The following is a 13687-nucleotide window of genomic DNA, read 5'->3' as shown; positions in this document are numbered from 1 at the left end:
TTGTGTTTACCTACTTGACGCAGGAGAAACTCTAGTTAAGATATGATACTATTGGTTCAATCGAGCTGGGGACTCCCTTGCTTCAGGTATTTTAAGTGTCGGTGTGAGAATTGAGATGATGAACAAAGTTTTATTGAACACTCTAAAGCAGAGTCCGGGCGTTCTGGGAGCGGCCCTTCTCTTAACCAATGCAGCCTTAGCAACCGAGGCTCCATCGGAGAAGTTGGCAAATGCAGCAGATCCGGCTTCAATCACCATCGAAGCTGCCCGTGCTGTTGCCCCGTCTGGACAAAATACTGATTTGCAACATCAAGCCAATTCCGAGTCATCCGCAGAGCAACTGGCTCTGTCAGTGGCTCCTGATGCTGATGTTGCCGTTGAACCTACTAATCTGGTCAATGGTGAGTCTCCGACTCAGATGGAACCGCAGACTGTTGCCACGGCTCAACCTATCACCAGCCCCGCTAGTGAATTCGTGAGTGCGTCCTCAGAGGCTTCAGTACCGCTACAAACTGCTCAAGCTTCTGAGTTCCAAGTCGCTCAGATGGAAGCGGTTGAATCCCCGGAAACCCAAGGATTAGGTTTAGAACAGATTAATGAGTATTCTGAGGTCACTGATGTCCTAGAACAAGTGACATCGGTTTCTCAATTATCTGACGTTCAACCCACGGACTGGGCTTTCCAAGCCTTACAGTCCCTGGTTGAACGCTACGGTTGTATCGCGGGTTATCCCGATGGCACCTATAAAGGCAACCGTGCCATGACCCGTTACGAGTTCGCGGCGGGTTTAAATGCCTGTTTAGAACGGGTTAACGAACTGATTGCGGCTTCTGTCGCTAACTTAGTCACCCGTGAAGATTTAGCCGTCCTGCAACGCTTACAAGAAGAGTTTGCAGCCGAATTGGCAACCCTGCGCGGTCGCGTTTATGCCTTAGAAGCAAGAACCGCAGAATTAGAAGCGAATCAGTTCTCGACCACCACCAAACTGCGTGGGGAAGTGATCTTCTGGATGGGTGATGCAGCAGGCGATCGCGCGACTAACAACGTTGTGGGTAACTTTGCCCCCGAAGATAGCGATCCGACGGAAGCTTATTTCGGCTATCGGGCTCGTTTAAACTTTGATACCAGCTTTACTGGACAAGATTTATTAAGAACCCGGTTAGAAGCTAAATCCATTCCTAACCTTGCTAACTACGACATCACCAATACCTTGATGAGTCGTACCGCCATTGATGGTGTCAACAACGGCATTGTTTTAGATGACTTGTACTATCGCTTCCCCGTCTCCAATGGCAAAGGTCAAGTCTACGTCGGGGCCAATGGTCTTGACTTAGATGATATTTATGACTATGTAACTCCCTTCGGTGGTTCTGGGGATGGTGCCGTGTCCCGCTTTGGTCGCTATAACCCAACGACCTTCCGTGGCCCGGAAGGAACTGGGGTGGCTCTGAAATATGCCTTCAATGACAAATTCAAACTGAACTTAGGTTACTTAGCCAGCCAAGCTGAATACGCTGATCAAGGTCGTGGCTTGTTCAATGGCGGTTACAGCACAGGTCTACAATTGCTGTTTAACCCCAGTCCTAAGATTGGTGTTTCTTTGGAATATAACCACCGCTACTTCTCCTCTGATGACATGGCGTCTACTTCATCATTGATCAGTGGAGGTACGGGTAGCTGGATTGCCAATAGACCCTTTGGTGACAATTCCACAACAACGGAAAACTTAGGGTTCCAAGCCAACTGGCGTCTCTCCAAAAACTTTGAGTTAGGCGGCTGGTTTGGTTCAACCTGGGCAGATCAAAAACAAGGTGGTAATAATACCGCAACCATCATAAACTGGGCGGTCACCTTGGCATTCCCTGATGTCTTCAAAGAAGGTGGCTTAGGTGGTTTAATTGTCGGTATGCCTCCCCAAGTGACCAGCCACGATATCAGTGCTTTAGAGGATAAAGATACCTCAATTCATATTGAAGGGTTCTATCGTTATCCCATCAACGACTACATCGCCATTACTCCGGGCTTCTATGTCGTAACTAACCCGGATCATAACAGCGACAACAGTACGATTGTTGTCGGAACACTGCGGACTCAATTCCGGTTCTAAAGGGAAAGGGTTCCCATCAATCCTGTATGAATCTTAAAATAGAGAAGAAACCCGGTTTTCCTCTCTATTTTTTTTGTGCTTATTAGAAATGTTTATACTAATGATCTTCTAGGATAGATAGGGTCAGTAAAAAAGCTAAATTAGACTCGGCTTTTAACCGATGGGGAGCGTTAGGAGTCATGAAGATAAAAACTCCGGGTTCTAATCGAATCTCTTCGCCATTTAACGTTAAAATTCCTTGTCCTTCTAAAACTTGAACTGTTGCATTTCGACTAGAGGTATGTTCAGAAATATCCGTTCCTTCTGCTAAACAAAATAAGGTATACTGACAGATATTATCTTTCCAAATCACGGAACTTAAAATTCCATTGTCTGAGTATTGAATTTTATCCTGTAAATTCCAAACAGTTTGACTCATGGTTTCCTCCTTTTAGCTGAGTTGATAAGTTTGCAAAAAGTCTTGAATAGTTTGATAGATTAAATAAGCTTGTTCTGGGGAAAAGTTGCCATGTCCTGCCCCTGTTAAGGTTAATAATTGATTAGGAACCCTAAAGTCATCTAACTTTTGGTGCATTTTAACTGCTTGTTGATAGGGAACTAACTCATCTTGATTCCCATGAATTGTTAATACAGGGGGTAATCCAGAGCGAACATAATTAATCGGGGAAATTTGAGTTGCTAATTCCTCTATATTGGGTTGTTGTCCAAACCAAAGAACTGCATAATCTTTGCGATTAATCCCCCTTAGAATATCGTTAACATCCATAATCCCAAACAAATTAATAATGGCAGCAACCTTTAGTTCGGGTAAGTTTTCAGAGTGATTGTAATCAGAGATTTCAGTCAATCTATCGAATCCAGCAGAATTAGGTAAAATACTACATAAAGTTGCTAAATGTCCTCCGGCAGAACCGCCAATCACAACAATTTTATTACAGTCAAATTGATATTCATCAGCATGGGAAAAAACCCAGCGTAATGCACAACAAACATCTTCAACCGCCGCCGGAGCTAAAGCTACAGCCCCTAAACGATATTCTACATTAACTATAGACCATCCTTGAGTTAAAAATGGAATCAATTGTGGGACAATTTCTTCCTTATTTCCTGATATCCACCCCCCTCCATGAATAGCAACTAAGGTTTTATTTTTTCCCGTTAAGTTTTTAGGTTGATAGATATCCAGAAAAACCGTTACATCATTGATTTGACGATAGGAAATATTGGGGTAAACATTTATCCCTTCAAAAAAGAAACGTCCCAGTTCAGCAAAATTGAACATAAACATAGATTAGGTTAGGGGTTCAAACTTCTATCGGGGTGTCAACAATCCGATACAATAAGCCTTAATTATCATAAATGGAGATGCAATAGATGACTGGAGAAATCTTCTCAACCGCCCTGGTCTGTTTTTCTTTAATTCTCGTCGGTCTCGGTGGTGGCTTTCTGTTACTGAAAATCCAAGGCGGAGAATAGGGGAGTAGGAGGAGCCGAGGGAGCCGGGGAGGTGGGAAAAAATTGGTTTTTGGCCTGCACCTTTGTTTCCTCTGTTTCCTCTGACTCCTCAACCGTCAACAGTCTCACTGGGATAGTGAGCAATGCTCGGTGGGTAGAAAATATCTGGATAAAACCCCCCACCCAGTCAATAACCTCGCAGACTTCAGTAATTATCGCCTTTGCTGCATCTAAATCTTCTGCTTGAGACGCATGATAGTGCGCTCTGATTAAGGGCTTAATATCCTCAATATTTTGCCATTCAGATTTAGGTTTGAGCGGAATATTAATATAATAACGATAAGCTTGACGATGGGCTATGCTAACATTTTCAGGGTTTTGATTCAATAAGCGATCGCCTTTTTCTTGGACTAGGGGATGCAATTGATAGGATTCGCGTTGGTAATCATAATATAGCAATTGCCGACGCTTGAGAGCCAGGATAATATTTTCTTTGAGTTCATATTTACTTACTTCTGGCATTTGAGTAGCAATTGCAGCAAAAGATAGGGGATATTCTGAAGTTTGATAGACAGAAATTCGGCTGAGACAAGTTTGCTCTATTTCACTAAGACGCACTATTATTTCATCAATTAACTTTTTGATATCTCGGATTAATAACCAGTCTCTATCCTGCAAAAATTTTCCTACATTTCCCTGAAATTCAGCATGATCTCGAATTAAGGCAGCTACCAATTGCAAAGCTTTAGGATGTCCTTGATAGCGATGGGAAAGTTCGACTAATTCTTCTTCATTCCCTGTTAGATTAAAAGATTGTAATAAGGTAATGGCTGCATCTTGATTGAGTCCATTTAGCTGGATTTCACGGGTAAGACTTGGTGGTAATTCCGCTAAACTTTCACGACTGGTGAATAGGATTTTGCTTTGATGTTCTGTTTCTAATAGTTGTTTGAATAACCAAGCATATTCGGCACAGTTGTCGGAGAAATAACCAGCAGCTTTTGCCTCTCCTGCTTTCAAAAGTGTGTCAGCGCGATCAAAAACGAGCAAGCAAGGTTTTTCTCTGAGGATTTTGAGCAGATTTTCAGTTTTTTTGCCACAGTCATTTTCAGCAGTAATGTCGCCGTTGGAGAGGGTAAATAGCAGGGAGTCAATTATGCGATCAAAGGAGGGTGCTTTGCCTGTTGCCGATTCTAATGATTGCCAAACGACGGCGGTAAAGCAGGTGTTTTCTGTGTGTAATTGGCGAATTAGTTGGCTAATGAGGGAGGTTTTTCCGATGCCTGGTAATCCAACAATTGAGATGGCTGTGATATCTGAGTTAATAATAGTAGCTTTTAAGATATCAAGTTCTTTTGTGCGATTTACCCAATTTCTCACGGGGGGTAAATTTTCAGGGAGGGGGAAGTTTTTATCAGTTTCAGAGTTTAGGGGGATATCTGCGATCGCGGCGGCTAAAAGTGGTTCTGTTTGCTTGATATCATTGCGATCGATAATGTCTTCCCAGTTATTAACTCCTACTGCTTTACAAATATCAATAAATGTTTCGCGTCGAATTCGCTTGTGTGTCCAAAACCGTTTTAATGTTGCTTTTGAAGTTAGGGCGGCTTGACACCAGAGTTCATCTGTTTTGTTCCAGCCAGGGTTACGTCTGGCTAGATTAATAATTTTTAGCCCTTCTTCAGACGCCCTGAGTAAACCCGCCATTACGCAACCTCTTACTCATTCAATTTGCTGTTGGAATTTGACTTTTCACCCACTCACGGAACAAGCCAATCCAAGCATTTTCCCTAGTCGTTTTCTTGAGTTCCAAAAAGTGCATAATGTCAGTTTGAGAAAGAAAGGGAAAAGTAGGAGAGTTATCTGTTTCTCGGTAGGCTTCTCCTTCTAATTGATAGAATATTATATTTTTTCCATCATACCGCCAAACTTCCGGTACACGAAACGCTTTATAAAGTTCTAATTGATTAATAGAGCTACTGGTAATATCAATTTCAATAATTAAATCCGGTGGTGGGTCTTGTTGCAGGTCAATTTGCTCTTTATCCCAGACTAAAGATTCATTTTGGATATAGTAACATTGATCAGGTTCAAAACCTCTGTTTAAATCTTGACGTTGGCAAGTTCTCGAACCCAAACTCCTGACTTCAATATTTAATTCTTCAGTCAGAGTTTCTACCAAACGGCCTAATAGTTTTTTGTTACCTTCGTGGGGATCTAAAGGTGTCATAATTTCTAGTAAACCTTGGTCATAAATCAGGCGAATCCCCGGCTGTTCCGCTAAATCTTGTAACAGCAATTGATAGGTTTGCCAACTAATATTTTTCAAAAGAACATGATCCGCAAGGGGACTTTGTTTCTCTTGGGGTGGCTGAATCAGGGTGGCTGTCATCTTGGATACCTGCCCGATAATGTGCGATCGCTACAATTATATCATGCTTTGGTGGCAAAAATGAACCAAAAGAGCCAAAAGAGCCTTTTATATTGAGCCAAATGGTGAGCCGTTGAGCCGATACAGTGTAGCGATTCGGGATTATTATCAGAGGATCAGACTACCTTTGTCCGTCAGTGCTGTTGATAAGCTGTCACGCAGTTAATTTTTTTGCCCAAAACCCTTGCTGCAAGGACTCTAGCCTACAAAATATCAAATTTAGATGCGTAGCAGCTTATCAAGGCTGGCACTGTGGGCTTGTTAAGCTATTTCCTAGCAAAAGTCCTAAAACTTTTATGTTCGGAGCAAGTCTTGTTGGAACAAAACTTCAGAATGGACGCTATCACATCACAGGCGAACTGGGAGAGGGTGGTATTGGGGAAACATTTTTAGCTGAAGATGCTAACTATTTCAATGAACCCTGCGTCGTTAAAAGACTCAAGCCGCAACAGAAACAGTCTGTTTGGAAGTGGGTGCAAGAGGCATTTGAAAAAGAAGCTAAAACACTGAAAACATTAGGACAACACGATCAAATTCCGAGGCTTTTAGCTTACTTCCTAGAAAATCAAGAATTTTTCTTAGTCCAAGAATTTGTCAAGGGTAACAATCTTCGTAAAGACATTTATCCAGGTAAACAATTGCATGAACATGATGTCTCTTACCTCTTGAGAGACATTTTAGAAGTTTTGGAGTTTGTTCATCAAAAAGGAGTGATTCACCGCGATATTAAGCCAGAAAACTTAATGATCAGACATTCAGATAAAAAGATTGTACTCATTGACTTTGGATCGGTCAAAGAAATCAGCACCCAAGTATTTAATACACAGGGGCAAGTGGTTATAAATTCTGTCGTTGGTACGCCCGGTTATATGCCTGTTGAACAATTAGGAGGACAACCTTTATTCTGTAGCGACATTTATGCAGTGGGAATGATTGGGATTGAAGCTATCACAGGTTTATCTCCGATGCAACTTGCTAATCCTAATAATTCGGAAGTTGTCTGGCGAAATAGAGTACAAGTCAGTGATGACTTTGCCAATATTTTAGAAAAAATGGTACGTTTCAGATATCAAGAACGCTATCAATCGGCTTCAGAAGCGCTGCAAGCTGTTCATCAGCTACTACAAACCAAACCTTTCTTACCACCGCCACCCCCACAACCGCCATACCAACAACCGCCATACCAACAACCACCCTCACAACCGCCATACCAACAACCACCACCCATATTACAACCAGCAGATTTTGGTCGTCGATTGGTAGCCTATTTGATTGACATCTCTATTTTAGCGATCAGTAGTCTTCTCATTAATGCGGTAATGTTTGGTGGCACTGCTACTTTAGTGGGTTGGATTTTCTGGTATATCGTGCTGGGATTTCTGTACTGTCCAATCATGGAAAGTTCTTTTCTGCAAGCAACTCTTGGCAAGATGGCAGTGGGAATTATTGTTACAGATTTAAGTGGAAATCAGATTTCTTTTGAGCAAGCCACAAAAAGACATGGCAGTAAACTAATCTCATACTTGCTTATATTTATGGGTTTCTTAATGGGGGGATTTACCCAGAAAAGAAGAACTCTCCATGATCAATTATCTGACTGTTTAGTAATTAGGAAATAATCCAATGACTAGGACAACTGGCTATGCAGGATTTGAAAAAAGATTTGTTGCTTTATTAATAGATACAATTATTTTCATTTTCATTGGTTTTATAATTGTTGGTCGCTCACCATCAGAATTACAACAGCCAAATGCTGAACTAGCTATGTATCTGATCTTGATGCAGATCATAGGTTGGATTTATTATGCTATCCTTGAAAGTTCTTCAATCCAGGGAACTCTTGGGAAGAGAGTCGTGGGTATTATTGTTACCAATCTTCAGGGAAATCAGATTTCTTTTGGCAAAGCCACAGCAAGATATTTCGCTAAGTCAGCTTGTTTTGTATTTTGGATAGCAGCTGCCTTCATGGCTGTTATGACACCCAGTACATCAGCATCAGATTCTCCTTATTATTATCTATCTATAGCCCTTTTTGTCATAGGATTATTAGTTGGGATTGTTGGCTATTTGATGGCAGGATATACACCAGAAAAGCAAGCACTTCATGATATTATAGCTAGATGTTACATTGTTAATGGTCGAGGTCAGTCTAGCTCAATTTCGTGGAAACCGCTAGCTGGATTGGCAATTGCAGTTCTAATATCCAAAGGAATTTTTTCACAGGTTCCCAAAAACTCAAATCTGGTTAAAGAGCCAGAAACTACAAACCCACAAACACCTACACCCACACCTGTACCCACACCTGTACCTACACCCGCACCTACACCCGCAGCTACACCTGCTCCTGAACCTACAGAAAATAATACTGGACTGGGAGAACTAATTTCACCTCCACCTGGGGTTGAGTCTCAAACAAATGGCGTTTGGGGCTTAGAGTTTGCTGTTGGTGCGACTCAGCATCAGGCTATTCTATCTATTAATGGAGATTCAGGATTTATGGTAGTTCGTCTACCCGATGGGAAAGGCGGCATTCAAAACATTAGGCAAACAATGAAACTTCGGCAATCATATAAAGGGCTAGTAATAGTAGGTGAAGATCCTACAGATCTGGATACTGACAAACCTAGCGATACTTATCGACCTGATAATTTTCTGATTGCTGTACGCCCCGAAAAAGAAAACCCAGTCACATTCCGCAATATTTCAGTGAATTCTGATGGCTCAGTAATGGAATTTCCTGTTAACCCTACTTTTTTGGGTTATCCCCGCATAGGAATTAAAATGACTGAACTTTCGTCTCAAGTTCGAGATGAAATTAATCAGAATGGGAGTTTACCTTTTTCCATTACTCAAGATACAGGTGTTATAATTATTGAGGTTAACGAAGATTCACCAGCAGCTAAAGCCGACCTGCGACCAGGAGATATTATTCAGAGTATAGATGGGACAAACGTTGCTCGTGCTTCTGATGTTCAGTCTCGTATTATTTCTTCACTTTTGTACTTTCCTCTAAATTTTGATATTAATCGTGAGGGAGAAAATCTATCAGTTAAAGTTAGTCCTGATTGTTGTGTCACCCAGGAGGAATTAAATCAACAACAATCCCCGCCACAGTAATAATAAATGTGATCAGATGACACTTTACGAAACCCATTATAATAATAGACATTCTTACCTTTACTCCTACTGATGTCAATCAAGATGGTATTGCAGACACGATTATTCAGTACACAGAAACTAACGAAATTATAGGTGTTTATACAAACATCTTTGGTGTCGTCATCAACACGCAACCAGAGATAGTAAAAAATGCCTTATTTACTAAGCTGCTACGCATCTAAATTTGATATTTTGTAGGCTAGAGTCCTTGCAGCAAGGGTTTTGGGCAAAAAAATTAACTGCGTGACAGCATCATCCTATCTGAACGATCCAATCGTTCAGATAGGATGATGCTGTAGGATAGTTACCCCATAGTTCGATCATAGTAATATTAGCGATCGCCCTTTATTCATCCACGTCGATCTGTGGTTAAAAAAGCGCGATCGCGCTCCATAAACTTTTGGCTACTTTTGCTAATCATTTTATAATTCTGCTGTTGAGTTATTGAGCGATCGCCTGACTCGCTTCAATCTTTGTTCGCGAAGCTGTTCTGCCAGCATCGCATTAATTTCTCCTAATTCTAAATTCACTTCTTGAACCTCCATCCGAGAGCGGCGGAGGTTAGCAAGCAAGCGTTTAGATGTTTCTGGATCGGGGATATGGGGTTGTTTATTCATGGCAAGTTATATTCCATTTTAACTTCTTTAATACTACGCTCCAACGCCGGAATCCTTGCTTGGGTTCGTGCTATAGCTCGTTCTAGTAATTGTAGCATATCAGGAGAGGCCTGATGTTGAGCTTTGGCAATTTGAAGCTGGATATTAGACAGTTGAGAGTAGGAAGATTCAGCATCTTCGGCGGCACTTTTCATTTCATCTAGTGCCGGAATCGTTACCTCTGTCTCTCCAAATAGCTCAAAAATAGTTAATTCCAAGGCTGAAGCTTCATTAACAATGTCTAACGCCTGCTGTTTTAATTGATTGATAGTTTCAGTTGTTCTTGATGGTAAATTAGCCATAGTGCATAATATTCTTGCTCAAATCTTTCAATTAATACAATCAATAATTCATATAATTCATCTTCTTCTGGAGTGCGATCAGGGCGGTGCATCAACTCTTCCACAATAGCCAAAGCCTTTTCATTTTCCGCTTCAGTTCTAATGATCTTAGGCTGATACTGAGACAATAACTCTTTGTATTTATCTGGATTAAAAGTAAGGGTCATTTTTCCAGTTCTCCTTATCATACTCAGCATGAGTAAGAATGTATTTGATATAAATCAATTGGCGTTCATAGTCAATACTAACTATTAATCTATAATGGATTAACAGATGAAACGTGGTGAAATTTACTACGCGAATCTTAGCCCTGTGGTTGGCTCTGAGATGAATAAACGCCGTCCCGTGCTAATAGTAAGCAACGATGCAAATAACCGCGCCGCCGATACAGTTACAATTCTGCCAATCACCCCTATAGAATTTTCGGATAGCAGCTAGAGACAGTTGAGTGAATCTAATTACGCCTCATCCTTAAAGTGCGATCGCGACCCCTTGACGAAAAGATCTACAGGGCCAATCTTCAAATTTTTGTAAAGTTTTGTAAAAAAATGTGAGAATGTTTGATACCATACTTAATAAACTTTAAGCTTCAAACTGATATTCATGACTTTATTAATTGTCGGTGCGACTGGGACATTGGGGAGACAGGTGGCGCGACGGGCGCTTGATGAAGGGTATACCGTGCGTTGTTTAGCACGCAGTTACCGCAGAGCCGCGTTTTTAAAGGAATGGGGGGCAGAACTGGTTCCAGGGGATTTATGCGAACCGGAAAGCTTAAAAGCTGCATTAGAAGGCGTAACAGCCGTTATTGATGCTGCAACCGCCCGTCCTACAGATTCATTAGGGATTAAACAAGTAGACTGGGAAGGGAAAGTGGCTCTAATTCAAGCCGCAGCCCAGGCGGGAGTTCAACGATTTGTATTCTTTTCGTTTTTGGATGCCGAGAAATATCCTCAAGTGCCTTTATTAGAAATCAAGCGCTGTACCGAACTATTTTTAGCTGAGTCCGGTTTAAAATACACCATTCTAAGACCTTGTGGATTTTTTCAAGGGTTAATTGGTCAATATGCCATCCCCATTTTAGATCAACAAGCGGTTTGGGTTCCGGGGGTCAGTTCTCCCGTTGCCTATATGGATACCCAAGATATTGCTAAATTTGCAGTTAAGGCCTTATCCGTCGCTGAAACTGAAAATAGAAGTTTCCCAGTAGTGGGTTCCAAAGCTTGGACGGCTGAGGATATTATTGCATTGTGTGAACGGCTCTCTAACAAACAAGCTAAAATTACCCGTACCCCAACGGAAATCCTGCGTCTATTCCGCCAAGTTACCCGTTGGTTTCAGTGGACTGGGAATGTGTCTGACCGTCTTGCTTTTGCGGAAGTCTTAGCCAATGGTCAGTCCTTACAAGCTTCAATGGATGAAACCTATGAAGTTTTTGGCATTGATTCCCAGGAAATCAGCACCTTAGAGTCTTATCTGCAAGAATACTTTAGTCGAATTATGAAAAAACTTAAAGAATTAGAATATGAACAGGAAAAGCTCAAAAAACGCAAAAAAAGGAGCAATCCCTTCAAGCCCCTCTAACTCAACGCAATCGCCCAAAGACAGGGTATGCTTTAACCATCGTTAAAATTTTGTCTCCGATCAGAATTGGGATGTCCATCCTGGTTCTGAGACAGACTCTAATTCTGTTTAAACCCAATTTAACAAAACTTCGCGTGTCAAAAGTAGGGATTATTTACAATGACGCAAAACCCGCCGCTTGTCGTGCTGCGACCGAGATCAAAGACAAGTTAAAAGGGCGGGGGATGAAGGTTTGCACGGCACCCGGAACAGGGGGAATACTCGGTTATGCCACTCAACCTCATCCTTTACACCGAACTCCCATTGATAAAATTGCCCCTCCCGATTTTGATCAGGAGATGATGTTTGCGATTGTTCTCGGTGGGGATGGTACAGTTCTCTCAGCATCTCGGATACTAGCCCCTCAAGGCATTCCTTTGTTGGCGGTGAATACAGGTCACATGGGATTTTTAACGGAAACCTACCTGAATCAACTGCCTCTGATCTTAGAACAAGTTCTCGAAGGAAACTATATTGTTGAAAATCGCACGATGATTGCGGTTGAGGTGTGTCAGGCAGACCAAGTGCTGTGGGAAGCGTTATGTTTGAATGAAATGGTACTGCATCGGGAGCCCATGACCTGTATGTGCCATTTTGAAATCAAAATTGGTCGTCATGCTCCGGTGGATATTGCCGCCGATGGGGTGATTATTTCGACTCCGACGGGTTCAACCGCTTATTCCTTATCCGCCGGAGGTGCGGTGGTAACACCGGGGGTAGAAGTGCTGCAACTACTGCCCATCTGTCCCCATTCTCTGGCTTCACGCGCTTTAATTTATGGGGAAACCGAACCCGTAATTATTTATCCGGCTAGTCCAAATCAGTTAGTGATGGTGGTGGATGGTAATGGGGGTTGTTATGTTCTTCCTGAATATCAGGTTAGAGTTAAGCGATCGCCCTATCATGCTAAGTTTATTCGCCTCCATCCTCCCGAATTTTTCCAAGTTCTCCGCGAAAAATTAGGCTGGGGACTTCCTCATATTGCCAAACCCACTTCTGTAGAATTACCTTAGGGGATGGGGGGACAAGGGGATGGGGGGACAAGGGGAGGAGTGCTATGCCTACATTAGGTCGCTGACTTTGAACAGCCAACGGTTAATAGCCAACTGTCAACAATTAACCATCAACAATCAATAAATCAATGAGTAAGTTGGGGTTAGATCATCATCCATCGATTTTAGTAATTGAGCCAGATGAACTGTTAGCTCAACAAATTAGCCTGGATTTAGAAGAGGCGGGTTATTATCCGATTGTGGCTAGTAATGGAACAGTTGGTTTACGTCAGGCTACGGAATTACAACCCGCATTAATTGTGATTGACCGACTGTTGGCGGGAGAGTCAGGGCTGTCTCTGTGTAGCCATTTAAGGGATTTGGGAAATCATACACCTTTGTTAGTATTAATGGCAAAAGATGCCATCGAAGATCGGATCGCCTGCTTAGAGTCAGGAGCGGATGACTATTGTTTAAAACCCTATCGGACGGAGACTTTTTTAGAACTGGTCAATCTGTATTTGAAGCCTGCGACTAGCAATAATGAACAATTGCGGTTTGGGGAGTTAGTCTTAGATTTAGCGACTCGTCGGGCACTTCGCAATGGTAGAACGATTGAACTGACGATGAAGGAGTATGAATTACTCAAATATTTAATGGAACATCCTCGCGAAGTTTTAACCCGTGAACAAATTTTAGAGAATGTTTGGGGTTATGACTTTCTGGGAGAGTCCAATGTTATCGAAGTTTATATTCGTTATTTACGCCTAAAAATTGAAGATGAAGGGGAAAAACGTCTAATTCAAACAGTTCGAGGCGTTGGATATGTCCTCCGAGATGGTTAACAGTTGACCGTTGACAGTTCAAAATCAGCAACCAAAGACAGCCACACTCCTTCCCCTCTCCCCCAGTCCCCTTGCCCC

General features: G+C 42.0%; 16 protein-coding genes. 8 read left to right on the top strand and 8 right to left on the bottom strand.

The annotated features are described in order from the left end of the window. Positions 1 to 118: 118 nt before the first annotated feature. Positions 119 to 2107, top strand: a complete 1989-nt coding sequence (locus H6G57_RS02635) for an iron uptake porin (protein ID WP_190516293.1) — start codon at positions 119 to 121, stop codon at positions 2105 to 2107. A 97-nt stretch (positions 2108 to 2204) separates the two neighbouring features. Here H6G57_RS02635 and H6G57_RS02630 read toward each other — a convergent pair whose 3' ends face one another. Both H6G57_RS02630 and H6G57_RS02625 read right to left on the bottom strand, forming a co-directional pair. Beyond that, positions 2205 to 2525: a cupin domain-containing protein gene (locus H6G57_RS02630; protein ID WP_190515765.1), complete on the bottom strand. Its 321-nt coding sequence runs from the start codon at positions 2523 to 2525 to the stop codon at positions 2205 to 2207. 12 nt (positions 2526 to 2537) lie between these two features. Further along, entirely contained in the window at positions 2538 to 3389 is an 852-nt protein-coding gene (locus tag H6G57_RS02625) for an alpha/beta hydrolase (RefSeq protein WP_206756683.1), read from the bottom strand. Between the two features lie 92 nt (positions 3390 to 3481). Between H6G57_RS02625 and petM the strand changes: the two genes are divergently transcribed. Further along, positions 3482 to 3583, top strand: coding sequence for a cytochrome b6-f complex subunit PetM (petM, locus tag H6G57_RS02620; RefSeq protein WP_072717448.1), 102 nt, complete (start codon positions 3482 to 3484; stop codon positions 3581 to 3583). Here petM and H6G57_RS02615 read toward each other — a convergent pair. Continuing rightward, on the bottom strand, positions 3557 to 5269 hold the full coding sequence (locus tag H6G57_RS02615) for an NB-ARC domain-containing protein (protein ID WP_242048846.1): 1713 nt from the start codon (positions 5267 to 5269) through the stop codon (positions 3557 to 3559). The two genes, petM and H6G57_RS02615, sit on opposite strands and share 27 nt — an antisense overlap. Positions 5270 to 5288: 19 nt before the next feature. Further along, positions 5289 to 5954, bottom strand: a complete 666-nt coding sequence (locus H6G57_RS02610) for a Uma2 family endonuclease (RefSeq protein WP_190515762.1) — start codon at positions 5952 to 5954, stop codon at positions 5289 to 5291. A gap of 335 nt (positions 5955 to 6289) precedes the next feature. Here H6G57_RS02610 and H6G57_RS02605 point away from each other — a divergent pair, with 335 nt between their 5' ends. Both H6G57_RS02605 and H6G57_RS02600 read left to right on the top strand, forming a co-directional pair. Further along, a complete protein-coding gene (locus H6G57_RS02605) occupies positions 6290 to 7612 on the top strand; it encodes an RDD family protein (protein WP_190515760.1) in 1323 nt (440 codons plus the stop codon). Positions 7613 to 7616: 4 nt separating this feature from the next. Beyond that, positions 7617 to 9110 (top strand): RDD family protein, encoded by a 1494-nt coding sequence (locus H6G57_RS02600; protein WP_190515758.1) that lies wholly within the window; start codon positions 7617 to 7619, stop codon positions 9108 to 9110. Positions 9111 to 9574: 464 nt separating this feature from the next. On the opposite strand, the gene H6G57_RS02595 is transcribed toward H6G57_RS02600, so the two are convergent. The 4 genes from H6G57_RS02595 to H6G57_RS28620 are packed head-to-tail and all read right to left on the bottom strand — an operon-like array spanning position 9575 to position 10392. After that, positions 9575 to 9769 carry a hypothetical protein gene (locus tag H6G57_RS02595; RefSeq protein ID WP_026785549.1) on the bottom strand — a complete coding sequence of 65 codons (195 nt, stop codon included), beginning with the start codon at positions 9767 to 9769 and terminating at the stop codon, positions 9575 to 9577. Then, entirely contained in the window at positions 9766 to 10110 is a 345-nt protein-coding gene (locus H6G57_RS02590; RefSeq protein ID WP_026796295.1) for a hypothetical protein, read from the bottom strand. Before H6G57_RS02590 ends, H6G57_RS02595 begins: the two co-directional genes overlap by 4 nt. Continuing rightward, entirely contained in the window at positions 10065 to 10316 is a 252-nt protein-coding gene (locus H6G57_RS02585; protein WP_199313911.1) for a transcriptional regulator, read from the bottom strand. Before H6G57_RS02585 ends, H6G57_RS02590 begins: the two co-directional genes overlap by 46 nt. Next, entirely contained in the window at positions 10300 to 10392 is a 93-nt protein-coding gene (locus H6G57_RS28620; protein WP_309235659.1) for a type II toxin-antitoxin system HigB family toxin, read from the bottom strand. The genes H6G57_RS02585 and H6G57_RS28620 overlap by 17 nt, the downstream gene beginning before the upstream one ends. A 30-nt stretch (positions 10393 to 10422) precedes the next feature. On the opposite strand from H6G57_RS28620, the gene H6G57_RS29545 reads away from it, so the two are divergent. The 4 genes from H6G57_RS29545 (at position 10423) to nblR (ending at position 13609) form a co-directional block, all read left to right on the top strand. Continuing rightward, the gene (locus H6G57_RS29545) at positions 10423 to 10587 is read left to right on the top strand and encodes a type II toxin-antitoxin system PemK/MazF family toxin (protein WP_309235625.1); all 165 of its coding nucleotides are present in this window, start codon (positions 10423 to 10425) and stop codon (positions 10585 to 10587) included. Between the two features lie 165 nt (positions 10588 to 10752). Further along, the gene (locus H6G57_RS02575; protein ID WP_190515757.1) at positions 10753 to 11733 is read left to right on the top strand and encodes an SDR family oxidoreductase; all 981 of its coding nucleotides are present in this window, start codon (positions 10753 to 10755) and stop codon (positions 11731 to 11733) included. A 134-nt stretch (positions 11734 to 11867) separates the two neighbouring features. Beyond that, entirely contained in the window at positions 11868 to 12785 is a 918-nt protein-coding gene (locus H6G57_RS02570) for an NAD(+) kinase (RefSeq protein ID WP_072718798.1), read from the top strand. A 128-nt stretch (positions 12786 to 12913) separates the two neighbouring features. Continuing rightward, positions 12914 to 13609, top strand: a complete 696-nt coding sequence (nblR, locus tag H6G57_RS02565; protein WP_190515755.1) for a response regulator transcription factor NblR — start codon at positions 12914 to 12916, stop codon at positions 13607 to 13609. Positions 13610 to 13687 lie beyond the last annotated feature (78 nt).

Source organism: Planktothrix sp. FACHB-1365, assembly GCF_014697575.1.
Classification (GTDB): Bacteria; Cyanobacteriota; Cyanobacteriia; order Cyanobacteriales; family Microcoleaceae; genus Planktothrix.
Note: the sequence above shows the minus strand (reverse complement) of the source record. Positions and strands in the feature narration are given on the sequence as shown.